26 protein-coding genes and 1 pseudogene are annotated in these 24,287 nt (G+C 65.4%); 5 read left to right on the top strand and 22 right to left on the bottom strand.

What is annotated here, in order from left to right; translation table 11 throughout:
- Positions 1 to 24: 24 nt before the first annotated feature.
- The 4 genes from M4578_RS07770 to M4578_RS07755 all read right to left on the bottom strand — a co-directional run bounded on the left by M4578_RS07770 (position 25) and on the right by M4578_RS07755 (position 2,398).
- A complete protein-coding gene (locus tag M4578_RS07770; protein WP_258092888.1) occupies positions 25 to 1,275 on the bottom strand; it encodes an MFS transporter in 1,251 nt (416 codons plus the stop codon).
- Positions 1,268 to 1,525, bottom strand: coding sequence for a hypothetical protein (locus M4578_RS07765; RefSeq protein ID WP_258092887.1), 258 nt, complete (start codon positions 1,523 to 1,525; stop codon positions 1,268 to 1,270). Before M4578_RS07765 ends, M4578_RS07770 begins: the two co-directional genes overlap by 8 nt.
- A 100-nt stretch (positions 1,526 to 1,625) precedes the next feature.
- Positions 1,626 to 2,012 carry a cupin domain-containing protein gene (locus tag M4578_RS07760; protein ID WP_258092886.1) on the bottom strand — a complete coding sequence of 129 codons (387 nt, stop codon included), beginning with the start codon at positions 2,010 to 2,012 and terminating at the stop codon, positions 1,626 to 1,628.
- Positions 2,013 to 2,020: 8 nt separating this feature from the next.
- Complete coding sequence (locus tag M4578_RS07755; RefSeq protein WP_258092885.1) at positions 2,021 to 2,398, bottom strand: nuclear transport factor 2 family protein; 378 nt, start codon at positions 2,396 to 2,398, stop codon at positions 2,021 to 2,023.
- A 206-nt stretch (positions 2,399 to 2,604) separates the two neighbouring features.
- Here M4578_RS07755 and M4578_RS07750 point away from each other — a divergent pair, with 206 nt between their 5' ends.
- Entirely contained in the window at positions 2,605 to 2,808 is a 204-nt protein-coding gene (locus M4578_RS07750; protein WP_258092884.1) for a hypothetical protein, read from the top strand.
- Here M4578_RS07750 and M4578_RS07745 read toward each other — a convergent pair.
- From M4578_RS07745 to M4578_RS07715, 7 genes and pseudogenes are all read right to left on the bottom strand, one after another.
- Entirely contained in the window at positions 2,805 to 3,266 is a 462-nt protein-coding gene (locus M4578_RS07745; protein ID WP_258092883.1) for a PaaI family thioesterase, read from the bottom strand. The genes M4578_RS07750 and M4578_RS07745 overlap by 4 nt on opposite strands.
- 332 nt (positions 3,267 to 3,598) lie before the next feature.
- Positions 3,599 to 5,389, bottom strand: a complete 1,791-nt coding sequence (locus M4578_RS07740; RefSeq protein WP_258092882.1) for a phospholipase D-like domain-containing protein — start codon at positions 5,387 to 5,389, stop codon at positions 3,599 to 3,601.
- Positions 5,386 to 8,781 carry an AAA domain-containing protein gene (locus M4578_RS07735; RefSeq protein ID WP_258092881.1) on the bottom strand — a complete coding sequence of 1,132 codons (3,396 nt, stop codon included), beginning with the start codon at positions 8,779 to 8,781 and terminating at the stop codon, positions 5,386 to 5,388. The genes M4578_RS07740 and M4578_RS07735 overlap by 4 nt, the downstream gene beginning before the upstream one ends.
- A 139-nt stretch (positions 8,782 to 8,920) precedes the next feature.
- Positions 8,921 to 9,085 carry a hypothetical protein gene (locus M4578_RS07730; protein WP_258092880.1) on the bottom strand — a complete coding sequence of 55 codons (165 nt, stop codon included), beginning with the start codon at positions 9,083 to 9,085 and terminating at the stop codon, positions 8,921 to 8,923.
- 131 nt (positions 9,086 to 9,216) lie between these two features.
- Positions 9,217 to 10,064, bottom strand: a pseudogene (pdxY, locus tag M4578_RS07725) (pyridoxal kinase).
- The gene (locus tag M4578_RS07720) at positions 10,061 to 10,741 is read right to left on the bottom strand and encodes an MOSC domain-containing protein (RefSeq protein ID WP_258092879.1); all 681 of its coding nucleotides are present in this window, start codon (positions 10,739 to 10,741) and stop codon (positions 10,061 to 10,063) included. Before M4578_RS07720 ends, pdxY begins: the two are co-directional and overlap by 4 nt.
- On the bottom strand, positions 10,738 to 11,433 hold the full coding sequence (locus tag M4578_RS07715) for a glutamine amidotransferase (protein ID WP_258092878.1): 696 nt from the start codon (positions 11,431 to 11,433) through the stop codon (positions 10,738 to 10,740). Before M4578_RS07715 ends, M4578_RS07720 begins: the two co-directional genes overlap by 4 nt.
- Before the next feature lie 93 nt (positions 11,434 to 11,526).
- Between M4578_RS07715 and pdxR the strand changes: the two genes are divergently transcribed.
- Entirely contained in the window at positions 11,527 to 12,939 is a 1,413-nt protein-coding gene (gene pdxR / locus M4578_RS07710; RefSeq protein ID WP_258092877.1) for a MocR-like pyridoxine biosynthesis transcription factor PdxR, read from the top strand.
- A gap of 2 nt (positions 12,940 to 12,941) precedes the next feature.
- On the opposite strand, the gene bioB is transcribed toward pdxR, so the two are convergent.
- From bioB to M4578_RS07675, 7 genes are all read right to left on the bottom strand, one after another.
- Positions 12,942 to 13,916, bottom strand: coding sequence for a biotin synthase BioB (gene bioB / locus M4578_RS07705; RefSeq protein WP_258092876.1), 975 nt, complete (start codon positions 13,914 to 13,916; stop codon positions 12,942 to 12,944).
- Positions 13,913 to 14,470, bottom strand: a complete 558-nt coding sequence (locus M4578_RS07700; protein ID WP_149884241.1) for a biotin transporter BioY — start codon at positions 14,468 to 14,470, stop codon at positions 13,913 to 13,915. The genes bioB and M4578_RS07700 overlap by 4 nt, the downstream gene beginning before the upstream one ends.
- 85 nt (positions 14,471 to 14,555) lie before the next feature.
- On the bottom strand, positions 14,556 to 15,224 hold the full coding sequence (locus M4578_RS07695) for a GntR family transcriptional regulator (RefSeq protein ID WP_258092972.1): 669 nt from the start codon (positions 15,222 to 15,224) through the stop codon (positions 14,556 to 14,558).
- A gap of 38 nt (positions 15,225 to 15,262) precedes the next feature.
- Complete coding sequence (locus M4578_RS07690) at positions 15,263 to 15,802, bottom strand: hypothetical protein (protein WP_149884242.1); 540 nt, start codon at positions 15,800 to 15,802, stop codon at positions 15,263 to 15,265.
- Between the two features lie 2 nt (positions 15,803 to 15,804).
- Entirely contained in the window at positions 15,805 to 16,398 is a 594-nt protein-coding gene (locus tag M4578_RS07685) for a LysE family translocator (protein WP_258092875.1), read from the bottom strand.
- Positions 16,399 to 16,872: 474 nt separating this feature from the next.
- Positions 16,873 to 17,493 carry an SAM-dependent methyltransferase gene (locus M4578_RS07680; RefSeq protein ID WP_258092874.1) on the bottom strand — a complete coding sequence of 207 codons (621 nt, stop codon included), beginning with the start codon at positions 17,491 to 17,493 and terminating at the stop codon, positions 16,873 to 16,875.
- 12 nt (positions 17,494 to 17,505) lie between these two features.
- Positions 17,506 to 18,423 carry an NAD(P)/FAD-dependent oxidoreductase gene (locus tag M4578_RS07675; protein ID WP_258092873.1) on the bottom strand — a complete coding sequence of 306 codons (918 nt, stop codon included), beginning with the start codon at positions 18,421 to 18,423 and terminating at the stop codon, positions 17,506 to 17,508.
- Between the two features lie 122 nt (positions 18,424 to 18,545).
- On the opposite strand from M4578_RS07675, the gene M4578_RS07670 reads away from it, so the two are divergent.
- On the top strand, positions 18,546 to 19,016 hold the full coding sequence (locus tag M4578_RS07670; RefSeq protein WP_011747741.1) for an RrF2 family transcriptional regulator: 471 nt from the start codon (positions 18,546 to 18,548) through the stop codon (positions 19,014 to 19,016).
- Positions 19,017 to 19,087: 71 nt separating this feature from the next.
- Here M4578_RS07670 and M4578_RS07665 read toward each other — a convergent pair whose 3' ends face one another.
- A complete protein-coding gene (locus M4578_RS07665; protein WP_028092959.1) occupies positions 19,088 to 20,143 on the bottom strand; it encodes a site-specific integrase in 1,056 nt (351 codons plus the stop codon).
- A 112-nt stretch (positions 20,144 to 20,255) separates the two neighbouring features.
- Between M4578_RS07665 and dusA the strand changes: the two genes are divergently transcribed.
- Positions 20,256 to 21,242: a tRNA dihydrouridine(20/20a) synthase DusA gene (gene dusA / locus M4578_RS07660; RefSeq protein WP_258092872.1), complete on the top strand. Its 987-nt coding sequence runs from the start codon at positions 20,256 to 20,258 to the stop codon at positions 21,240 to 21,242.
- A gap of 59 nt (positions 21,243 to 21,301) precedes the next feature.
- Positions 21,302 to 22,123, top strand: a complete 822-nt coding sequence (locus M4578_RS07655) for a sulfite exporter TauE/SafE family protein (RefSeq protein ID WP_258092871.1) — start codon at positions 21,302 to 21,304, stop codon at positions 22,121 to 22,123.
- A gap of 3 nt (positions 22,124 to 22,126) precedes the next feature.
- Here the strand turns inward: M4578_RS07655 and M4578_RS07650 are convergent, their stop codons facing one another.
- Genes M4578_RS07650 through ccmI form a run of 3 tightly spaced genes read right to left on the bottom strand, consistent with a single transcriptional unit; the run spans position 22,127 to position 24,110 of the window.
- Positions 22,127 to 22,357, bottom strand: coding sequence for a DUF1289 domain-containing protein (locus tag M4578_RS07650; protein ID WP_258092870.1), 231 nt, complete (start codon positions 22,355 to 22,357; stop codon positions 22,127 to 22,129).
- A 3-nt stretch (positions 22,358 to 22,360) separates the two neighbouring features.
- On the bottom strand, positions 22,361 to 22,831 hold the full coding sequence (ruvX, locus tag M4578_RS07645) for a Holliday junction resolvase RuvX (protein WP_258092869.1): 471 nt from the start codon (positions 22,829 to 22,831) through the stop codon (positions 22,361 to 22,363).
- Between the two features lie 34 nt (positions 22,832 to 22,865).
- Positions 22,866 to 24,110: a c-type cytochrome biogenesis protein CcmI gene (gene ccmI / locus M4578_RS07640; RefSeq protein WP_258092868.1), complete on the bottom strand. Its 1,245-nt coding sequence runs from the start codon at positions 24,108 to 24,110 to the stop codon at positions 22,866 to 22,868.
- Between the last annotated feature and the right edge of the window lie 177 nt (positions 24,111 to 24,287).

Raw genomic sequence — 24,287 nt, 5'->3', positions numbered from 1 at the left:
CTTTCAGGCGCACGGTAGAAATGATCACCGAACCTTGTCCAGACCCAGGGCGCGACCTTGATGCAGAGCCATCCACGCCAGTGCGACGGCTTGCAGACCGGCAATCAGCACGATGAACGTGACATGGGCGGACGAAATGCTCCACCCAAGCCGAGCCAAAGCCTCGATGCCTGCGCCGACGCCGCCCTGCATCAAGAAACCGGTGAGGACGGCGCCGAGATTGAGCATGGCGATAGCGCGGCCGGACACTGCGTCGGGTAGCAGCCGGACCAGAAGCGCGTAGGCAAGGATGGGACCCGCGGTGAAGAGCCCGTAGCCAGCCCAGAGGATGGTCTGCAGGGACGCGCCTGCACCGGCAATTGCGAGCTGACCCAGCACAAAGCCAAGCGTCAGGGCGAACGTCAGGTGGAACAGGTGCCGGTCGGTGCGGGCGATCCGATCGGCGAGCAGGCCGAAGCCGAATTGCCCCAAGATGACGGCAAAGGAGAGCGCCATCAGGATACTCGCTGCCGTAGTCGACGGGAGATCAATCGCGTCGCGCAGCCAGACCCCAGCCCAGAGCCCCTGATAGGCGACCCAGGCTCCCTGACAGAGGGCCGAAGCCGGTGCGATGGTGAGAAAGGTGGGGTGCGTGAGGACACCACGCAGTCCCTTCAAAGCCGGTTCCGGGATCGCGGGTGCGGCCCGTTCCCTCGTCTGGGGCGGAACCACCGCGGCGATGATCAATGCAATGGTGGCTGTGACGCCGGCGAGACCCAGAAAAATTTCGCGCCAGCCGATTTGGCGTAGCAGCCATTCGGTCGGGCTGGTGGCCGCCAGGGAGCCAAGGCCGGCCGCTGCAATCGTGATGGCGTTTACCAGGGGCAGGCGCTCCCTCGGCCACCACAGGGTGTTCGCCTTGTAGGCGCCGGTCCAGCAAGCGGAAAGTCCGAGGCCGATTATGAAACGCGTCAGGACGAGCATGTGGGCTGTTTGTGCCCCGGCGAAGAGCGCGGATGCGACGACAGCCAGGAAGAGCGTAGCCACCAGCACGCGTTTCGGCCCGAACCTGTCCAGGGCCTGGCCGACGAACAGCTGCGAGCCGGCCAGTGCGCCAAGGAAGGCGGAGGTCATCATGCCCATGGTCGCAGGCTCAAGCTGAAACTCGGCCGTGAGACGAGGCTCCATAACAGCGTTCACATTTCGAAAGAGTTCGGAGAGCAGGTAGGCGAAGGTGAATGGCAGAGAGATGAAGACGATGCGGCGCAACGGGGCCAATCGGGCTGGGTCAGTCATGCGCGTGGCCGGACCAGATGCAGCAGTCGTCCCTCAGGGAGTATACCCGCCCAAGCTCGTCGGTTTGCTCGGCACGATCTTGAATGGAGCCCGTTTCGCCAGATCGGTGAGGATAAGAGACGAAGGACAGAAATGTCAGCAGGATGGCCGTGACCCAAAGAAGTGCAAGTCGTTGAAGACCCGACAGGCCGGGTGTCGGTGTCCCGCCAGAGGCGGCGCTCAAGGATTTTCTGAGATCATTGATGTTCATGGCTTCTGGCATCCGCTCTTTGTCTCAAGTGCTAGCCGGGAGCCGCCTCCACGCCGATTGAGAAGGTCTCAACCGAGCGGGAGATTTTGTCAGGGGCGGGCTAGAGCCAATACATCGGATGGTGCGCTAAATCCGTCGGGACGGCCGCATGGTCGTCGACCGGATACCGGTCGCCGGCCGTATCAGGGGCGGAGACGAGCAGGATGCGCAGGTCTTCGGGCCCGTTGTTCTGCACCAAATGTCCCAGGCCCGGGGGGATTTCCAGGGCCTCTCCCACCTTGGCCAAGAGGATACGACCCGGAACCTTGATCGTCAGTTCCCCGGCAAGGACATAGAAGATCTGGCGGGAGACCCGATGATAATGTGGTGCTTCGGCACCGCCGGGCGGCAGCCGCTCTTCGCGCAGCGAAAGCTCGGGGCGATCGACCAGTCTCCAGCCGTCGCAGCCGTTACCCCAAGGGTAGTGGTTTGCGTCGGTCGCGCGCACGGGGCCCGTCATTCCTCGGACCCGTAATAGGCTTCGCCCAGAAACTGGACGCCGTCGCGAAACCGCATGTGTTCGCAGGCATGCCTGACCCGACCGCCGGCTCGCGACACATAGAAAACCGTCACGGATTGCGCCTCTTCGTCTACGGCGAGTCCGCTCAGTTCGAAGTGAAGATCGGGCACGCGTGCCAGGGCGTCGGTCCAGTACTGCCGCAGGGCGTCCTTCCCAACGATCTCAGCGTTTCCCGCCACCTGCTTGGCGAGAGGGCTGATGAAGACGGTGTCTTCGGCGAACGGCGCGAGAACCGTCTCCACGTCATGCGCGTTCCAAGCGGCGATCCAATGCCTGGCATGGGTTTCAAGGCCAGTGCGGGAAAGTCTTGTCATTCTTCCGGTATCCTTCTCCGTCCGCTTTGGCGGTCGGGACTGACTGTCATGCGGCAGCATGGCGGCTCGCAATTGAGGAATTTTCCGGAGGTCCTGAGGATTTCGCGGCGACAATCACAGAGAGGAAATCTCAATATCCGCTGAGGGATCCGAAATTCATGGCTCTGGGCACGGGGTGCATTCTCTGGGGGGGGAAGATACCGGAGGTGACCATGAACCCGCGATGCACGGCCGCCCCAACGCAAGAGCACGAGAAAGACAGTCTTGCATCACGCCCGGCCCGGCTGCCGCGCCGCTTTCGGGCCTTTTACCGCTTGAGCGACGCGGAATTGATGGATCTGGGATTGGACCGCCAAAATCTGCCGATCTTCAACCCTGTTCAGGCCATTCGCCGAGAAGACCTGTTCTAGCGCGAAGCGGGCAGGTCTGGCGTGTCATGCAAGCAGATCAGGGTTTGCATCCCCGTCGCGACATGTTTGCGGCGATCTCCATCAACGCCCCATACATCGAGCTGGCAGATGGTCAGTGTGCGACCATTCTTGATCACGCGGCCGACAGCCTCGAGATAATCTCCTTGCGCCGGGCTGATCAGGTTCAGTTTGAACTCGACCGTCAGGACTGAACTGCCTTCGGGGAAGAGGGTAAACCCAGCGTAACCGCCTGCGCTGTCGGCGATGGCCGATGTTCCGCCGGCATGGAAGTAGCCATGCTGTTGCGTGAGTTCTGGACGGAACGGCAGTCGCAGCGTGACAAGCCCCGCGCGTACATCCGCCATTTCCGCCCCGAGATGCGCCATAAGTCCCTGTCGCGCAAAGCTTTCGCGCGCTCGAATGATGATTTCCTCAGAAATTGGATCGCCGACCTGCATATTCTTACTCCACATCTTGGCAGGGGAAGTATGCATGAGGCAGAGGTCTCAGCGCGTGAGGAATTCTCAGTCCCAACTGAATGTTAGGCGCCGGAGCATAGCGTTGTGCGGCCCTCGGCTGCCTAAGATTCGCGATTCAGGGCCTGCAACAGTTCCATTGCCGTTACGGCTAGAGGCTCTGGCACGAAGGGCGGAAATTGTGAATTCGCTGCACGTGCGAAGGTTCTCTGCCGAGAATACAGAAGTGGCCATTCACCGCTTTTACCAAACGCCACCCGGCCGTGACTCCTTTCGCAGCAGACATCAGGGCAGTCTGCTTCAAGATGATATCTCTACGTGGTCGGCACTCCGCTTTCACTTAAACTGGCAGAGCTGTCCAGAACGCGTTTGTCGAGAATCGTCTGCAAGAGGTCCGCGACCCCTTTACCGTTTAGGTGGAGGCCGATCTCATCGAGAGGCTTGTCTTCCGAGGCGGTCTGCGATCCCCAGTTGAAACTCGTCACCACGATGTCGTCATGATCCCAGAGCAGAGCCTTTCCGTGCAGCATGGCATGCTTGCTTTGGATTCTTCTCAGGTCGATACCCCCGCCGGCCATCTCCCCGGCGGCGCGCACGTCGCGCTTCTTCACTTCACCGGAGGGCACCGAGTAGAGCGCCTGAACCGTCTCAATGCGCTCCGACGCCACCTGTGCCGGATCGAAGACATTCTGGATCATGGGCGACCCCATCCGGTGTGTCATCACCACCAGGCGTTCCTTCGCATCATGAGCGGCGCGCCGAAGCAGCGGCAGGTGATCGGGCGCGGGGAGGATGCGAAGCGTTACCGGGATCGCATCTTCTGTCGGGTCAGCGTCGAGCAGCCGTCCGGGCTTCAGCCTCAGTGCTGTCCGCATGGCCTGCATGGCATCGCGCGAGTCGCGGGCGGTCGGCACCGCTGCGGTTATGGCCCCGAAGAGTTCGAGGCAGGCGGCGACAGCGCGGTCGCGCAGCTCGAGCGAGAGCTCGTGGGCGCGGAAAGGCGACTGGAGCCAGTTGCAGGACCCCAGCATTGCACGAGCGCCATCGCTGCCGTCGTCAGCTACGAGGATCTTTGCGTGGCTATGCACCGGTTCGAGATGAGTTGCGACGCCAGCGCCGGCCGCCCGCAACCTGGTCTGGAGCTCCGCCATCGCTCGCGTGTGCTTGCGCTCTTCGTCGAGAGAAGAGCCGAAGAAGAGGTGGAGCCGGACCCCACGCCGAACGGCCCTTTCCAGGGCGGCCCAGACACGATCCTGTCCATGCCGGGCTTTCGCGTCGTCCTGCGCGGCAACGAAAGTCGAGAGCACGAAGACATCGCTGCGCGCTGCATCCACAACTTCCTCGAGGCGGTCGAGGTGATCGCCGCCGCCAAACAGGATCTGATCCGGCGCCACAGTCGTCTCGATCGGTGAATCGAGACAAGCCGGTCGTGCCGGCTGGCTGGACCGGGCGGCTGGAAGGCGACCGGAGGCGAGATGCTCGCGCACCGCCGCGCACAGCGCGTCGCTCGCGCCTTCGGGAAGCGCACCCTCCCGTGCCCGGTCGAGATCAAGGTGGATGAACCGCTTCTCAAAAAGGGAATGGTTGGCGCGCACCATAGCGAAGACCTCGCCGGGACGCAGCGACGAACTCAACAGATGGCGCACGCGCTCTTCCATGGACGAGTCAGTCTCGGCCTCGTCGGCGTTCGGAAAGTCGACGATCGTCGCACCTTTTGGGATTTTCTTCACAGGCTTGATCACCACCTCGCGACGGCGAAACACCGAGCCACCCAGCTTGTCGAAGACGAGGCTCACCGTCATCTCGCGGCGCTGCGCCCGTTCAGGGAGCGATCGGCCGGCCAGCAGGTGGGCGCGCGCGGCATCGGTCATCGCAAGCGCGGGCTCGGGCGCGATGCGAACTTCGATCAACCCGAACCGCATCAGCCGGCTCACTGCCGCTTCTGCCACCTGACGGGGAATACCAAGCTCAGCTGCCACCGAGGCGCTGGTCCCGGGCTTCTCACGCAACGTGAGAAGCACCTCCTCTTCGACGGGGCTCCAGCCCCATCGACGCTCGATGATGGCACGTGCACGATACCAGACCGCTGGGATCAACAGCGTCATTGAACCACCTTCCCGTCCTCACCGCAGGCGATGATCGAGGCCGTGGGAGTCGTGTCCGGATCGTCCGGCGCCGCCATCAGGTCGATCCGTCTCAGCAACGCCCCCAAGAACTCGAGGTCATGTCCGGGCCCGCGTCCGGGTTCGGACCATTTGACCGCGTTCTTGAGGAAGCCGGTTGATGTTACGAGCACGAGCTTGTGCTTGGCGCGGCTGAGCAACACGTTCATGCGCCTTCGGTCGCCGAGGATGCCGAGGGCGTGCCGGCCCATCTTTTGATTGTTGCGCACGGTGGTCACCACCACCAGGTCGGCCTCGCCACCCTGGAAGCTGTCGATTGTCTGAACGAACACGCCGTCGCCCTTGGGGCTGGCGAAGCCGTTCAGGAGCTTGGTCTCAGGATCGACGCGCGAGGCCACGCGCGCATGGAGAATGCGGCATTGTGCCGTGTAGGGCGATAGGATCGCGAGCGTCGGAGTGGCGCCATTTGCAGGGCTCAGCCGGTCGAGAGCCTCGAATAGCGCTGCGGCCTCGGCCCGGTTGCAGGGCGAAGTGCCTTCGTATGTCTCGAATGCCTGCACCCGGGTCCGGCTCAACGACGGAAGGTCGAATAGGACGACGGGAGCTGACAGCGCACCACTGGCCGGAGCGATCGGGCAGGGGCGGTCCGCAATGCGATCCACCGTTGTCAACTGCCCACCGTAGAATGTGTCGGAAACCAAGCCGCAGATCGCGGGGTGCATTCGGCTCTGTTCGGTGAGCATCGAGACCGGCCCATTCCGGGCATGGGTCATTTCCTCTGTCGTCTCGGCGATCTCGCGGAAGGGCTGCTCCAGTCGGAGCGCTGCGCCGAGTGCGTCGGCACGGAGTATCGGATCGTTCGCCAAGACCTCGAGCGACATCCAGACTGCGTCCGGGAGGTCGGACACTGCGTCGATCAACTCGGGAGCGTCGGCGAGCAGCGCTTCACCGGCATCGTCGCGGTAGAGCCGCGCCTTGCGCTCGGCATCGAACGGCGCGAGCTGGCGGTGGTCGCCGATCAGGACCCGACGGGCCCCCAGAAGCAGAGGGCCGATGAGTTCCGGGCCGCTCGCCCGCGCCGCCTCTTCCACGATCACCCAGTCGAATTGCTCACCCTCGGCTACCATCTCTTCGATGACAGAGGAATTCGCCGTCGCCAGCGTCACGTCTGCACTGCGCAGAATCAGATGCTCCGTGTCCCGCAAGATCGCCTCTCCCTCAGGGTCCACATCGCCTACGGGACCGGTCCTGCGCAGGACCCGCTCGACAGCTTCCCGCCGGCGGCGCGAGAGAGGGCTCGCATCGCCAAGCACGAAGGCGTCGAGGAGTGTGCGCGCCTGGTCTCGAAGTTGGGTGTCACTTAGATCCGGCGCAGGTCGCTCGATGCGCACGACGATCGGATCGCGCTCCGCCTGCGAGAGATGCTCGCGCAGCTTGCGCTCCATCTCCGCAAGTGCCTCGTGGTTTTGCGCAGCAATGAGGACGCGCGCAGTCGGGTGGGAGGAGAGGATGCTGCTGACCAAGCGGGATACGAGGAATGTCTTTCCCACGCCCGGCGGACCGACAATCAGGTCGATCGAGTGGCCGCGACAGATCGCTTCCCAAGCATCGGACTTTGATGGGTCGAGTTCGTCAGGCGGGGCGCCCGGCGCAGCAATGGCGCTCAGTGCGGGATCAAGCCCGACGCTCTGAGGGTTTCCGATCGCCCGGAGGAGTTCAACGTTGTCTCGGGCCGTGACGACATGCCGGAGCCGTCGGCGGATCTGGGTTTCGGTGCCTCGGTCCGGCCGCGGCCGCAACAGCACGTGCGCCTCTACAGGCAAGTTTCCCTCGTGACGAAAAACGTAAAGCCGCCGTCCGCCTTCATCGACGACGTCCTCGAGATATAGCTTTGGCACGGTAGGGCCCAGAGTAAGGGCGTCCGACACCGTAAGGGTCCATTCCGCAGTGCCATCATCGCGCAGCATTTCACGTTGCAGTTCGGCCGCCGCCTCCATGCGCCCGAACGTGGCCCGCCAGCGATCGCGCATCACATCGGTGCGCGCGGCAACTCGCACAAGGCCTGTCTCGGGGGCATCGATAATTTCGGCCGGATAGTGGTGCAGCCGTCCTTCGAGAAGTGCAGCCACCTCGATCAGGACCAGCGCATGCCATTCGACAGGATCGACGGCGCTCAGGGCCGTCGCCTTGTCTGCCCCGACCGATTTCCAGGCCATCGCCCCACCGCCGGTCCGTGCGACGCGGTCGCGGGCCTCGTGAAGGTCGCGTGCGACATGCACTCGTGCGTCGATCGTTTCGGACTCAATCGCGCCGTCACCCGGGCCGCGCACTCTGCAACCCGTGATGCGGCCAATCCGATCGTTGTCAGTGAGAGGACGGACATAGTAGACCGCACGCTGGCTGAATATTTGGATTGTGCCGTCGTGGCGGCCAGGATTGCGCCAGGCCTGCGGTGCGTCAGCTGTCAGGTCATCCTGGATGAAGGCCAGCAGAGCGTCTGTATCCGCAGCGGCTATGAGCCCTCGCGTCAATGCTGGAGCATCGCGCCGTAGGAGATCGCGACCTGGTGCCGCCACCAACTCATACCGGCCACTCGAGCCCACCCGCTCCAGTTCCAAACACAACTCCTCGATTTCGGCAGCCAGAGCTTCACCCTCGATGAAGGCAAATTGGGGCGGCAGTCGGAGTCGGTCGAGCAGGCGCTGTTCTGGCGGTAGGAGCGCCATGCCGTCTGCGTCGCTCTGGAGCAGGAGCCGAGCGGCAATGGTCCCGAGATCGCGCCAATCTTGGCTGTGCGAGACGACGGTGCCGGGTCGCAAAAGACCAGCGCCTCCGCTGCCAAGTGAGCCGATATGGACACAGCCTTCGTAGCCACCGAGCTTCAACTCCAGAGGCTCCATGTTGACCGTGAAGATGGCGCCATCAGCGATACCGCCATGGACGAGATCGGCTGCATGGAGATGTCCCAGTCCCCGAACGAGCCGACCGATCTGACGCCAGATTCCGGCCCGACCTGACAAAGTCCGCGCGCCATCTTCGAGCATTCGGCGGCTTCGGCCAGTGAGTGTCGCCAGCGTTCCGTCAGCGCCAGCCAGACGGATTCCAATCTCTCGATCATCTTCGACGAGGTCGATCACCTCCAGCAGGACCTCGCGTGCGGATTTTCGGGCTAAAACACCTCGGACGCGCCGCACGGTGTCCGCGAGTATGCGCGCGACATCGTAATCGACCGCAGCGCCGGTCTTTTCGATTAGCCATAGCAGATAGGACTCCCCATCAGCATGATCTGTCGCCATCCAGAGACCTGACGCACTCCGAAAACGTTCTCCTCGGATGCCGTGCTCCATCTCGAAACGCTGATCCAGCGGCGCCATCGATTTGACCTTGTGCTGCCTTTGCCTCAACCGGCGACCTTCTCACTGCTTGCATTCGCTCGATATTGTGCCCGCGAATGCACGAAACACAAGGGAGGCCGTGAGCTTCTTGATAAACGGGACGGCAGAGGTTTCGATTTCAGCCGGCTTTAATGGAGCACAAGGCTCGAATGGCCGTCTTGGTGTATTGCGCCGCAGCACCGGCGATTATGATGAGCGGCCGCTCTGGGCCGGAGGCGTAGGTATTCAAGCGTGCAGCGTGCCATTTTGGGTGGTCTCGCTCTTTGGCATCGATATTGGACATTCCCCTTGCGGTGAATGAAAGCCCACCGGGTTTCATACGTATTTTGGCAGTCCGTTCGCACCCTGAATGGGGCAGGTCAGGTCATTCTATGTGCAGGCTTGATCAAGCGACGATGTCTGCGTCACCCTGACTCAGCCAGACCCCAGCGAAAGAAGAGTGCGGCGGAACTCCACCTCGCTCAGCACCACCTCGCCCGCGCCAAGCGCCTCGGCGTAGCTGAGGGCGCGGGCGGTTAGGGTCTGGGCGTTCTCGATGGCGCGGGGCAGGGCAAGGCCCGCCCGATGCCCGCGACCACAAGCCCGGCGAAGAGATCGCCGGTGCCGGGCAGGGCGATCGGCAGGCGCTTGGTCGGGTGGCGGCTGAGGCCCTCGGGGCCCAGGAGCACCGTCTCGAGTTGCCCGGGGCCGGTGTCGTCGAGCACGCAGCCGGTGGCGATCAGATGTGCTTCGCGCGCGATGTGCAGTGCTTCGCGCGCCGCTTGAAGATCGGCCAGCGTGTGGATCTGCTGCCCGGTGAGCCAGGAGAGTTCGAAGGGGTTCGGCGTGGCGATGTCGGCCAGCGGCAGGAGGCGCGCGCGCATCACGCCGGCGATGGCTTCGGAGACATAGAGGCCCGGCCCCTCGTCACCCATCACCGGGTCGCAGATGTAGCGCAGGCGCGGGTTCGCGGCCTTTGCCTCGGCCACGAAATCCGCCACCATCTCGGCCACGTCGAGCGAGCCGATATATCCGGTGAGGATGTAATCCGCCCGCTCGGGCAAGCCGCGTTCGCGCGCGCCTTGCAGCAGGTCGGAAAAGAACTCGGGCGGCAGGGCGCGGCCGCGCAGGGTCGGGTAATCGGGTGTATTCGAGAAGACCACGGTGGGGATCGCCGCCACCTCGAGGCCTGCCGCCTGCATCGGGAAGAGCGCCGCGGAATTGCCGACATGGCCGAAGACCACCTGGCTCTGGATCGAAATGACGAAAGGGGGGCGTTTCATGCGGTGCCGTCCAGTCTTGCGCTCCAGTCCTCGACCCGGCGGCTTTCCAACCGCCGGACCGCGTATTTGCGCCAGCCCTCGGCCAGGACATCGAGCGCGGCGATGCCTTCGAGTTCGACCAGGTTCATCCGGTCCACATAGAGAGCGTGCCAGAGCCGCCGTAAGGTCCAGTCCGGTGCCAGGCGGTCGATCAGGTCCAGCCCATCGCCGGGGGCGGCGGTGCCGGATTCAAGCACCCGGTAATACCACCCGGTGCGCCCGGTCTGCTGCACCCGCCGCGCCATGTCGGGCACACCGAAGCGGTGGTTGAGCTTCCAGCAGGGCTGGCGCCCCTGCGAGACTTGGATCAGCGCGCCGCCCAGCCGGAATGTATCGCCGACGGCGACCTCCGCTTCGGTGAGCCCGGCGGTCGAGATATTCTCGCCGAACCCGCCGGGAGCGGTCAGCACCGGAAGGTCACCGAGTTCCGCGCGCCAGTCGCTATAATGATCGAGCGGATAGTGATGCACGGCCTTCTCGACGCCGCCATGTACGCGCCGGTCGGCCTGTTCGTCGCTTTCGAACCCCTCGGGGCCAAGCGTCAGCGGGTGGGTGACCGGCGTCTTGCCGATCCCGCTCAGGGTGGTGCTTCCGGGCAGGGGAGCGGCGCGACCCGTCAGGAGTGTGACGAGTCTCATCCGTCCAGCTCACGCAGCCATTGTTTCAGCATGGCCTGACCGGCGGTCCGCAGCGCCAGGCCATGTGCCTTGGCATCCTGCCGGAGGGCCTCGGGGGCAATCCCCGCCTGCGCCAGCTCGGCGTTATGGCCGATCAGCCAGCGTTCGAAATCCGGCAGCATCCCGGCCTCGGGGTGGAATTGCAGGCCGAGAATATTGCGGCCCCGGGCGAAGCCCTGTGTTTCGCAGGCGGGGGTCGCGGCGAGGCGCTCGGCTCCGGCAGGCAGTTCGAAGCCCTCGCCGTGCCATTGCAGCACTCGAATGTCCGAGAGGTGGACAAGAGGGCCGGCCCGGCCGGGCGCGGTCAGGGTCAGGGGCGCGAAGCCGATCTCCTTTTCGGCAATGGGCGCGACACGGGCTCCGAGGGCCGCGGCCATGAGCTGTGCGCCGAGGCAAATGCCGAGGGTCGGGCGATTCGCCGCCAGCCTCATGGCCAGCCAGTCCCGCTCTGCTGTCATGCAAGGATAGGCGGCGCCGTCGTTCACGCCGATCGGGCCACCCAGCACCACGACCAGATCCGGTTCCAGCGGGTCGGGCAGTGGGTTCACCGCCGCCTCGATTTCGCGCAGCTGGTAGCCGGCGTCCCTCAGAACCGGGGCAAAGGACCCGAGGTCTTCAAAAGCCAGGTGGCGCAGGATCAGGGCGGATTTCATGGTCGAAGCCTCTTGCGGTTTTCGCCTCTGTCGCAAAACACTGGCCTATCCAAAAGTGCCAGTATGAAAGATTGTGATAGGCCGGTTTTCGACATGCGCGAACCTCTTGCCCTCGAGATGGAGCCGGGCGACGACCGCCCGCTGTTCCTCGCCATTGCCGAGGCGATCACCCGTGACATCACCCGCGGACGCCTTAAGCCCGGAGCGCGGCTGCCCGGCACGCGGGCGCTGGCGCGCGAGCTGGGGGTGCACCGCAACACGGTGGATGCCGCCTATCAGGAGCTGCTGACCCAGGGCTGGCTGCAGGCCGAACCTGCGCGGGGCACCTTCGTGGCGCAGGATCTGCCACAGGGGATGCTGGCCCGCAGGTCAGCGCCCGCGCCGATGGACCCGGTGGCGCCGCGCGCGGAGCTCGCCTTCACCGACGGTGCGCCGGACCCCAAGCTGGTGCCCGACAAGGCGCTGGCCCGGGCCTTTCGCCGGGCGCTGCTGTCGCCCGCCTTCCGCGCAGGGGCGGATTACGGCGACGCGCGCGGCACGTCCTCGCTGCGCGAGGCACTGGCAGGCTATCTCGCCACAGACCGGGGCGTGGTGGCGGAGCCGTCGCGGCTCTTGATCACGCGGGGCAGCCAGATGGCGCTGTTCCTGGCCGTGCGGGCGGCGCTGTCGCCGGGCGAGGTCATCGCGGTGGAGGAACCGGGCTATCCGCTGGCCTGGGAGGCGTTCCGCGCGGCGGGGGCAGAGGTGCGGGGCGTGTCGGTGGATGGCGGCGGCCTGCGGATCGATGCGTTGGAGGCTGTGCTGGCTCGCGATCCGCGCATCCGGGCCGTCTATGTCACGCCGCATCACCAATATCCGACCACGGTGACGATGGGCGCGGCGCGGCGGTTGCAGCTTCTGGAGCTGGCGCAGCGCCATGGGGTCACGTTGATCGAAGACGATTACGACCACGAGTACCGGTTCGAGGGCCGCCCGGTGCTGCCGTTGGCCGCCCGCGCGCCCGAAGACCTGCCGCTGATCTACGTGGGCTCGCTGTCGAAGCTGCTCTCACCGGGGATCCGTCTGGGCTATGCGCTGGCGCCCGAGCCGTTGTTGATCCGCATGGCCGAGGCGCGGGCCGCCATCGACCGGCAGGGCGACGCGCCACTGGAGGCGGCGCTGGCGGAACTGATCCGCGATGGCGATCTCGGTCGTCATGCCCGCAAGGCGCGGCGGGTCTACCGGGCGCGGCGGGATCTGCTGGCGGCGCTGCTGGGGGAGCATCTGGCCGGGCGGGCGACATTCGATCTGCCCGCCGGTGGCCTTGCCCTGTGGCTGCGTTGCGAGGGGAGGTCCGCCGAGGATTGGGCCAAAGCCGCGGGGCAGGCGGGACTGGCGCTGCTGCCGGGTACGCGCTTTGCGCTGGAGGGCCCGGCGCCGCAGGCCTTCCGGCTGGGCTATGCGGCGCTGGACGAAGGGCAGATCTCCCGGGCGGTGGAGATCCTCGCCCGAAGCGTTCCGGGCTGAGCCTATTCCGCCGCGACCCGGGGCCGGGCCTGCGCGGGGGCAATGTGCATGCCAAGCCGGGTCAGCAGGTCCTGGTCCTTCCACGCCGCCGGGTTGCCGGTGGTCAGCAGCTGGTCGCCCACGAAGATCGAGTTCGCCCCGGCAAGGAAGCACAGCACCTGTAACTCGTCGCTCATCCCAGTGCGCCCTGCCGACAGGCGCACGACCGAGGCTGGCATCAGGATGCGGGCCAGCGCCACGATGCGCACCAGCGCGAAGGGATCGACGGCCTGGGCGCGCGCCTGCACCGGCACGCCCTCGATCTCGTTCCACAGGTTCACCGGCACGCTGTCGGGATGCGCGGGGAGTGTGGCCAGCGTCACCAGCATGGCGATACGGTCTTCCTCGGCCTCACCCATGCCGAGGATGCCGCCACAGCAGACCTTGATGCCACCCTTGCGGACCTGCTCGACCGTGTCGAGCCGGTCTTCCATCGTTCGGGTGCTGGCGATCTGCGCGTAATACTCGGGCGAGGTGTCGATGTTGTGGTTGTAGAAATCCAGGCCCGCCGCCTTTAGCCGCGCGACCTGTTCGGGCGACAGCATCCCCAGCGTCATGCAGGTCTCCAGCCCCAGATCCGAGATGCCCCGCACCATGTCGCAGAGCTTGTCCATGTCGCGGTCCTTGGGGCTGCGCCAGGCGGCCCCCATGCAGAACCTTTGTGCGCCCGAGGCCTTGGCGCGCCGCGCGGCGGCCAGAACCTCGTCGGTTCCCATCAGCTTGGTGGCCTTCACCCCGGTCTCGTGATGGGCCGATTGCGAGCAGTAGCCGCAATCCTCGGGGCAGCCGCCGGTCTTGATGCTGAGCAGGCTCGCGGTTTCGATCGCGTTGGGGTCGAAATGCGCGCGGTGCAGGGTCTGGGCGCGATGCATCAGGTCGGCGAAGGGCAGGGCATGGATCGCCCTGGCCTCCGCCATGGTCCAGTCGCTGCGGATCATGCCGCGCGGGTCCGGAGGCGGGCGATGGCCGCGATGAGGCCCGAGGCCAAAGCCAGCTTGACCAGATCGCCGAGCAGGAAGGGCGTGAGACCCGCGGCCAGCAGCCCCTGCGCCGGGACATAGAGCGCCAGCCAGGCGAGGCCGAGGGCATAGACCACGGCGAGGCCCGCCAGCATCGCCAGGAAGCGCCCGATCAACCCGTGCCGCTGCGCCAGCCAGCCGGTCAGGCCCGCCCCCAGCAGGTAGCCCGCAAGATAACCGCCGGTCGGCCCGACCATATAAGCCAGCCCGATTCCGCGTTCCGGCGTGCCCGAGAAGACCGGAATTCCCAGGGCGCCCGCCGCCAGATAGGCCGCCATTGCCGCAAAGCCGATCCTCGGCCCGAGCGTGGCAGCGAGGAAGAAGACCGCCAGGGTGTGGAGCGTCATCGGCACCGGCCAGAACGGGATCTGGATCTTGGCGCCCAGCGTGATCAGCGCCGCGCCGCCGAGCGCCAGCGCAAGGCCGCGCCCGAGCGCGGCGGGACGGGTCAGAGAGGGGGTGAGAAATGCCATGGGTCTTGTCCTCCGAAGATAGGCATCGAATCTATCTATAATTACGGAGGCGTGGAGGGGTAACGGCAATCGAGATTGTAGATAATTATCCGGGAATCTCGTAAGTCTCTCTGGCGTCGGCATTCTTCACCGAGGGTTTGCGCTTGCCGATCCAGCCGACATGGCGCGCGAGCGTGGCACAGGCAAGGTCGGTCTGCCCCTTGCGCAACGCATCGAGAATGGCGCGGTGATCGTGATCCGTGCGCGCCTCCCAGTCGCGCCGCCAGGCGGCGAAGAGGAACCGCGCGCTTGCGGCCTGCAGGTCGTCGATCGTCCGCAGAAGGCGCGGCATCCGGCAGGGGGACAGGATGAGCCGGTGGAAGTGACGGTTCGCTGCCTCCCAGTCGCGCACGGTGCTGGCGCTGTCGCCGTGGCGCGTAACCTCTTCTGCTTCCTGCAGAATAGCGCGTGTCATATTGGGCGAGGCGTGGCGCAGGGCGAGGCTTTCGAGGCTGGAGCGCATCTCGGCCACCTCGCGCAGTTCGGCTACGTCGAATTCGGTTACGCGAAAGCCGCGCCTCGGTTCGCTCTCTGCCAGACCCTGGGTCTGCAACTCGCGGAAGGCCTCGCGCACTGGGACATGGCTCGCGCCGAACTCGGCAGCGACATGGTCCTGCCGGAGCCGCGCGCCGGGCGGAATCTCGCCCGAGATGATACGGTCAGCAAGGACGCGGGCGATGCGGGCGGACTGGGTCTCTTCAGGGGCGTGTTTCATGAATTGTAGATAATTCATACTGCGCCGCCCGTCGACAGTTAAGGTGGGCTTTGCGGCTCATCTGTCATCGTCGCCGTCTTGTAGGACCTGGAAAGCCTCTGCAGGCTCAGGCAGCCTTTGGTTGCGATGTTGGGAATTCGCAATTCGTAAAGATCAGCGGGTCCGACACGTCTTCCTTCTTTCGGAGGTCGGCCGACGCATCGGAAGGTCAGGATCGTCCGCCAGCCCCCGAGAACGTGCCAACTTGCTCTGACGTCGATATCTCTCCATGGGATGATCGCCTCGGGATCTATGGCGTTCATGAGGATGCCCTGCGCCGTGAATGTCAGTATCGGGCCTTTTCGTCGTCCGTACTTCCAATGCAGGACGACGGGCGCAAACCCCAGTGGCACGGCCAATGCCAGAAATGCCACCTGAGAGGGCCTGCCATCGACGCCGGGCTCCTGACTGAGAGACATCGCCACCGCGAGAGCTGGAACGAGGAGGAGCCCGGCCATGAGCCAGAACCCGGCAAGCCGAAAATATGACAGCCAGATCACCAGATCAGGCATCGAATGCGCGTGGCGTGCCTTGTCCACCTTCAGAGCCAGAACATGAGGCACGTTGCCGATGCGAGCGCCGCGAGGGTTCGATTTGCGCGCCTGAGGCTGGTCGGGCTCGACAGGTGGCGCCGCAGGGCGGATCCCATGGCAGACCAGACGGCCATGCATGGGGTGCCGATCAATGCGAAGGCGAAGCAAATGATCAACAATTGGGGAAGAACCGCCTTTTCGGGCCGCAGAAATGCCGACACGGCGGTGAGCGCGATCAGCCAAGATTTCGGATTGATGAACTGGAACAGCAGCGCCTGAGAAAACGAGATCGGGGTGGCATTGGGTGATTGCGCCAGCGCATCGGCTTTCCATAGCTTCAGGGCGAGCCAGAGCAGATAGAATGTCCCAGCCACCTTGAGTGCCAACTGGATGCTGGGAAACTGTGCGAAAAGGCTGCTGAGACCGGCGGCCACGAGCAGGATTTGGGAGATTACACCGGTCGGAATGCCAACGATCTGCGGTATGGTGCTCCGAAAGCCAAACACCAGCCCCGCGTTCGCGAGAAGCATGTTGTTTGGTCCCGGGGTGATCGACATGACAAAGGCATAGAGCGCCAGCGCCCCGATCGTCGCAATCTGCATTTTCCGCGTCCTCTGATCCTCCCAACGACACGATGGTCGAGCGTTCTGTCGGACAAGGCGATTGAGAAGTTCTCAACCGGGCATGAGCGTCCAAAAACAAATTTGGGAGATGTGTTCTGAACGCGGTGCGGATGCTCTTGGCTCACAACGTCGCTACTCGATGGCGATGACCTGTCTCGCTCCCTCTATTCTCGGGGGTGGGCTTCTGCCACAGGGATCTGAAACGCGCCGCCGAGGCGATCTCGATGCGGCTTCAGCCCCAGGATACCGCCCTGACGAAGATGAATGGGCCCTGTGACGCAAGGCCGGATGCTGCTGAACGAGGTACAGCCGGGTTTGCACACGACTGGCTATGAGATGAAGTTTGAATTCGATCTGCCCTTGATCGAGGGGGTTTAGGAGGATGTGATCCCCTGCAGTACACTCGTCTCGGGTGGGCTGCAGGCCCTTGCGGGCCTGCAGGGAGATTGTAGCCTATCCTAGCCGTTCCATGAAGATCACGTTGTCCTCGACCGTTTCGCCAAGAACCTCGGCCCGGGTGCCGGTGCGCGCGATGGCGCAGATGCAAAGCCTCCGCCACTGACGGGGATCGAGCGCGAGCGAGGCCAGCGTCTCATCAGCGGTTGGAAAAATCGTGTCCTCGGTTGCCTTGGATCCCGGCGGGTGCGAGGCGTGCTCGGTGATCAGAAGGCGCCCGCCGGTGGACACCGCGCCTGCCGCCCGGGCCAGCACACGCGCGCGCGGCCAGTCTCGCGGTGATTGCAGGAAGCTGGCCACGACGAGGTCGAAACTGCCTTTCGGGAAGGTTTCGGCCAGATCGTGTTCTTCGAAACGGATATTCCCGGCCAGTCCGGCGCGGCTGGCGCTATCAGCCGCGTAGTCGAGCGCCACATCGGAGACGTCCACCGCCGTCACCTGCCAGCCCTGCCGGGCCAGCCAGAGCGCATCGTCCCCTCGGCCGCAGCCCAGTTCCAGCGCACGCCCCGGTGCCAGCGGACCGGCGAACTGGGACAGAACGAGCCCGGGCTTGCCGGATGTGTCGCCGGTCTTGTCGCGGTAGCGGTCGTTCCAGAAGTCTCGTGTGGTCTGTTGCATGGCGATGCTCCGTCAGGCCGCAGCGGTCAGATCCGGATCGAAGATCAGCGAGCGATGCGCGGCGCCGCCTGCCATCACGCCCGCCGCCGCGGCGATCGTGGCATTGGGCATGGGGCTGGCAAGGTCGCCGGCGGCGAAGACGCCGGGCTGGCTGGTGGCCTGCATCGGGTCGACGGCCACATAGGGGCCGGTTGGTCCGTCCTTCATGGTGCAGCCTAGCTGCGCAGCCAGATCGCAGGAGGGCGCTGTGTCCGGCGCCAGGAACAGCCCCGCCAGCGCGATCTCACGGCCGTCGTCCAGCCGTACCCCGTCAAGCGCCGGGGCGGCGCCGATCAGCGCCGCGACAGGCGTTTCCTCGACCGTGACGCCCCGGGCGGTCAGGCTTTGCCGCTGTTCCCCGGTCAGCAGGAGCACCCCTTGCGTGAAGAGCGTCGTCGGCCCCCAGTCGGGCAGCAGCATCGCCTGATGCAGCGCCGCCTCGCCGCGCGCCAGAACGCCGACCGGACCGCCGTTCAACTCGTAGCCATGGCAATAGGGGCAATGCAGCACCGTGGCCCCCCAGCGTTCGGACAGCCCCGGGAGATCGGGCAGGCTGTCGCGCACGCCGAAGGCCAGGACCAGCCGCCGCGCGGTGATGTCTCCACCCTCTGCCAGTGCCACCCGAAATCCGTCCCGCTCGCGCGCAGCTGAAACCGCCGCGCCGTCCTGGAAGGACAGGGTGGGGTAGGCCGAGAGTTCATGTCTGAGGGCGGCGCGGATGTCCTGCGGGGGACGCCCGTCCTGCCCGGGAAACCCGTGCGATGCGGCGGCAAAGCGGTTACGGGGGGCGCCGGTGTCGAGAACGCAAACGCGTCTGCGGGCGCGGGCAAGCTGCATCGCGGCGGCCAGCCCGGCAAAGCTGCCGCCGATGACGAGAACATCGTGATCCATGGTGGTTCCCTTTAATGTATCACTGAAAGTTACGTGATTCGGTGCGTCATTTCAAGACATGAAACTTTCATTGTTACGTGAGTGCTGCTAAGGAGCCTGAAGAGGCAAGGAAAGGAAACCCCATGGCGCGCGATCTTCGTATGTCCCGGATGCTGCACGTCTTGATCCACATGGACCGACATGTCGGGCGTGCCACTTCGGAACAGATCGCGCAGATGATCTCGACCAACGCCGTGGTGGTGCGCAGGATGATGGCGGGGCTGCGCGAGCGGGGGATCGTGTCGTCGGAAAAGGGTCATGGCGGTGGCTGGCAGCTTGCTTGCCCGCTGGCCGAGATCAGCTTGCGCGACGTCTACGAGGCGGTCGGCCACCCGCCGCTGTTCAACATTGGACCGCAGGCGGATCCGTCGCCCTGTCTGGTCGAGCAGGCGGTCGACGCGCGGCTCGATGCGACGCTGGCAGAGGCCGAGACACGGCTGCTGGCGCAATTCGCCGCGATCACGGTGGAGGAGGTCGCGCAGGATTTCGAGCGTCGTTTCGAAGAAAGCGGCCATACGGTGCCGTTCCCTTGGCATGGCGCGACGGGGGAATGATCGGCGGTGGCACTATCTGTGCCGAGATTGCAGCGATGTGAGCCGCCAGAAGTCATTTCCAGATGTGAAGGCTAGGCAACCCTGCTTGCCGCGAGCGCATGGAGACCCTCTGGGCGGATGTGGGTGTAGCGGCGCAGCATTTTCCAGTCCTTGTGCCCGGTGACAAGGGCAACCTGTTCAATGGTGAAACCTGCCTCGAACAGTCGACTGGTCGCTTCGTGGCGCAGATCATGAAAATGCAAATCCTCGATGCCCAAGGTACGGCAGACCCGTCGGAATGCCGTGCCGATTGAGCGTCCGTTGTAAGGGAAGATTCTGCCGCGACTGCCCACCAGCGCACGTTGTTCTTCGATCAACGCGCAGGGGTCGTAACCAGAAACGGACAGCAGCGGGATGCGTTGGTCGTTGCCCGTCTTGCGGCGAGGGTCTTTGCGGTCCCGGATGAGCAGCATTTTGGTTCGAGGGTTGTAGTCTTCCCATCGCGCCCGAGAGATTTCATCTTGTCGCATGGCCGTCGCGATGGCGAAACGCACGACGCGCGCTACGGGGATGAACTGTCGTGGGTTGCTTTCAAGCGCCTTCAGGATCGCGTCGATCTCCTCTTCGCTCGGCCGACGATCCCGTTCGTTGCCTTTGCCCACCAGTCCGAGCCGGGTGAGCGCTATCCGAGCGAGATCAACTCCTTCGGTTGGGGCGATGATGCCGTGAACGGCGGCAGCATGCGAAAGGATCGTCTTGATGTATCCGAGGTCGATGCCAACCGTTACCGGGCCGGCCCCTTCTTTGGCGCGCTGACGACCGAACTCGACGAGCTTTTCCCGGCCGAGCTCGGCGGGTTTCAAAGCCCCGAGGCGTAGCGCAAGAAAATCCAGGCTCGCGGCTTTCGACCTACCGAGCGTTCTCCCGACTTCCGCCAGATCCGCTCTGTGAAGATCGATGAGGTCTCCGAATGTCTTGGCCGTGGCAACGCGAGTGTGTATAGGTTCCCCCCGATCGATCTTGCCCTCAATGGTCCGCGCCCAAAGCTCCGCGTCACCGCGGCGCAGGAAGGATTCACTAATGTAGTGCCCTTTGCGTCTGACCTGGACTCGCCAGGAGCCCGAAGGAAGCTTTGATATGGTCGCCATTTCGTGTGCTCTATGTGTGCAGTGCGCGGTCGAAACGTGGCGAAAAGGGGCGTATTGGGTCGTAGATTAGAGTGCACACGCCGCCGCGCAATGAGTTGATACTACTGGAAAAATGACGAAATATCAAGCACATAGACTTGCCATTGCGCCTATGATGGACTGGACGGACCGGCATTGCCGTTATCTGCATCGCCTGCTGTCCCGCCACACGTTGCTTTACACCGAGATGGTCACCGCGCCGGCGCTGGTGCGCGGGGGCGCCCTGCATCTGCTGGACTTCAACCCCGAGGAACATCCCGTAGCCCTGCAACTCGGCGGATCGGATCCGCAGGAGCTCGCAGCGGCGGCGCGGCTGGGGGAAGAGGCGGGCTATGATCAGATCGACCTCAATTGCGGCTGCCCGTCGGACCGGGTCCAGTCGGGAACCTTCGGCGCGGTGCTGATGAAGAGCCCCGATCTTGTCGCCGATTGCGTGGCGGCCATGCGCGCGGCGGTGTCCTGCGAGGTCACCGTGAAATGCCGGATCGGCGTCGACGATCAGGAGCCGCGCGACGCCTTGCCCGCCTTTCTCGAGCGCGTCTCGGCGGCAGGCTGCCGGCGGGTGACCGTCCATGCCCGCAAGGCCTGGCTGAAGGGGTTGAGCCCCAAGGAAAACAGGGACATCCCGCCGCTCGATTACGCTTTGGTGCAAGAGATGAAACGGGCCTTTCCCGACCTGCACGTCTCGATCAACGGCGGAATCGAGAGCCTCGAGACGGCCGAGGCGCTGCTGGCCTCCGGGCTGGACGGGGTGATGATCGGACGCGCGGCCTATCACCGGCCCTGGGAAATCCTTGCCGATGCGGATGCGCGGATCTTCGGCGCGGCGGGCCCGGTGCCGGCGCCGGAAGAGGTGGCGCGTGCCATGCTGCCCTATATCGACCGGCATCTGGCCGCGGGCGGGCGGCTGCATCAGATCACCCGGCACATGCTGGGGCTGTTCGCGGGCCGCCCCGGGGCGCGGGGATGGCGGCGGGTGCTGTCGGAAGAGGCGGTTCGCGACGGCGCCGGCCCCGAAGTGATCGAGAGGGCCCTCGCGCGGGTGGCCGTGGCGGCCTGAGCCTTGCGCCCCGGCGGGGGCGGGGCTAAGCGGCATGGGACCCATCCGAAGGACCTCCCATGTTTGATCTCAGCACCTTGCTGCCCCTTGTGGGGCTTCTTGTCGTCACCAGCGCCTTCGCGGGGCTGATTGCCGGGCTGCTGGGGGTTGGCGGGGGGATCGTGCTGGTGCCGGCGTTCCTCTTCACCTTCGAGACGCTTGGCTACGGCAGCCCGCAGGTGATGCAGATCTGTCTGGCGACCTCGCTTGCCACGATCATCGTCACCTCGATGCGTTCGGTCCTGTCGCATAACAAGAAAGGCGCGGTGGAATGGCCGATCCTGCGTGCCTGGGCGCCGGGCATCGCGGTGGGCGCGCTGATCGGGGTGATGATCGCCGCGCGGCTGCGCTCGGATTTTTTGCAGGCGCTGTTCGGCTGCATCGCCATCGGAATCGGGCTTTATTTCGCCTTCGGGCGGCGGCACTGGCGGCTGTCAGGCCAGATGCCGACCGGGGTGCTGCGCGCGGCTCTGTCGCCGATGGTGGGGTTTCTGTCGGTGCTCATGGGGATCGGCGGGGGCAGTTTTGCCGTGCCGCTGATGACGCTCTGCTCGGTCCCGATGCACCGGGCCGTGGCGACGGCGGCGGGCTTCGGCGTGCTGATCGCGGTGCCCTCGGTGCTGGCCTTCCTCTTCGTGCCGGTGCCGGCAGAGGTGCGCCCGCCGGCGACGCTGGGCTCGGTGAATATCGGCGCCTTTGCCATCGCCATCTCTATGACGCTGATCACCGCGCCGCTGGGCGCGAAACTGGCGCATTCGGTGGAGGAAAAGACCCTGCGCCGGGCCTTTGCGGTCTTTATCCTGGCGGTGGCCCTGAACATGCTGCGCAAGGCGTTGTTCTGAGCCTCAGCCCTCGCGCCGCCCCGCGCGGCCGCCCCGGCGGCGGGTGAGCTGCGCCTTGCGGGCGGGCAGCTCGGCCATGAGGGCGCGGCGTGCTTCGGGGCTGAGCCGCGACCAGGCGGCGATTTCGTCGATGCTGCGCAGGCAACCGGTGCAGAGCCGCGAGTCCGGATGGATCACGCAGATCTTGATACAGGGGCTTTCGATCTCGTCGCGCTTCCAGACCTCGTCGCTCATGGCTCAGCCCTTCAGATGGCGCAGCCGGTCGAGCGCGCCCTGCAGGATGTAGGAGGCGGCCACATGGTCGATCAGCTCGGCGCGTTTCTTGCGCGAGGTGTCGGCCTCGAGCAGCGCGCGCTCGGCGGCGACGGTGGAGAGGCGCTCGTCCCAGAAGGTGATCGGGCCCGGCCAGAGCTGCGCGAAATTGCGCGCGAAGGCGCGGGTGGACTGGCAGCGCGGGCCTTCGCTGCCGTCCATGTTGCGGGGCAGGCCCAGGACGACGCCGGCGATCTCGCGGGCCTCGAGGATGGCCAGCAGCCGCTGCGCGTCTTCGGTGAATTTCTTGCGCTTGACCGTTTCCAGCGGCGTGGCGACCGTCAGCAGACGGTCGGAAAGCGCCACGCCGATGGTCTTCGTGCCAAGGTCGAGCCCGGCCAGCGCCCGGTCGCGGGGCAGGGCGGTGGCAAATTCGGCGATCTCCTCGACGATCATCGCAGCACGCTCCGGCAGGGGACAGGTGCGCCCGTCACTCCGCAACGCCGGCCTGCACCGCTCCCTGCCGTACCGTTTCGAGCATTTCGGGCCGTCCCGCGAAGACGGTCTGGGCCTCGGCCCAGATCGCGCTGGCGCGCTCGGTATCGCCCAGCACGCCAAGCGCGCTCAGCATCCGCGCCCATTCCTCGGGCGATCCGCCATCGGTGGCGAGCCGTTCGCCCAGCCGGTCGACCATGCCGCGGATCATGTCCTGACGCTCCTCGGCGGTCATCTCCGAGGCGGCCTCGACATCGGCGTCGCTGGGGCCGGCCATGAACGGGCCGCGCGGGGCCATATTTGCAGGAAGCTGGTAATTGTTCTCGCCCGCGGCCATGGCCAGATCGACGATCTGCTCGCGGATCGGCGCCACCCAGGGATCCTCGGGTGCGCTGTTGCGCAGAAGCTGGTCCCAGATCCGGAACGCCGCGTCGGGACGGCCGGTCTGCGCCATCATCAGCCCGCCGTAATAGCGGGCGACCCCGTTCGACGGATCGCGCGCCATGACCTCGTCCAGCACGCGCTCGGCCTCGGGCGACACATAACCGCCCGCCGCCAGCACCAGCATATCGGCCAGGTCGGCGTAGTCCTTGGCGGTGGCGCTCTGGCCTTTCAGCTCGATCAGCCGCCGCTGCGCCGCATAGGCGGCCTGGTAATTGCCCAGTGCCGCTTCGGCGCGGGCAAGCAGGACGTGCCCCTGAATGTCGTCCGGGCGGGTTTCCACCGCGCCGCGCAGGCGATCGACCAGCGTCAGGTAATCGGCAGGCGCTTCGGCCGGCGGCTGCACGGGAAGCTGCGCCTCGACCTCCTCCTGCGCGGGGCGGTTGGCCCGCAGCTCGCGCGCGGCGGCGATGCGGTCCTTCAGCCCCAGATCGCCATAACCCGGCGCGCCCAGCGTGGTGTAAAGCCCGAAGGTCCCCGCGATCAGGGCCAGCACGATGCCCACCGCCATCGCTCGTGACGGGCCCTGTCCCGCCGTGGTGCCGGTCTTGGCGTCGCGCATCCGCGAATCCGCCGAGAGGATGCGGCGCGAGACCTCGGTCTTCAGGCGCTCGGCTTCCTCCGGGCCGATCACGCCGCGCGCGGCGTCGCGCTCGATCTCCTTGAGCTGGTCGCGATAGACCTGCAGATCATAGGCTTCGGCCGGCCCGGTCTCCCGCCGCCCGCGCATCAGCGCCAGCACCAGCAGCGCCGCCACGACGAGCGCCGCCGCGCCCGAGACGATCCAGAATAGGGTCATGCTCTCTCCCGTGTGTTTCCGGACCATGTATAGGCGCGGGGCCGCGGAAAAAAGGGCCAAGAGGCGCGGCCAAATGGCAATGTCGCTTCGCAAGCCCCGCCTTGGCGGTTGCGGTCGGGGTTCCGCTTGTGGTGAGGTCCGGACAGAAGAGGACATGCCGTCCCGGATTCGAGGCCC

Source organism: Salipiger pentaromativorans (assembly GCF_024721115.1).
GTDB classification, from domain to species: Bacteria; Pseudomonadota; Alphaproteobacteria; order Rhodobacterales; family Rhodobacteraceae; genus Salipiger; species Salipiger pentaromativorans.
Note: the sequence above shows the minus strand (reverse complement) of the source record. Positions and strands in the feature narration are given on the sequence as shown.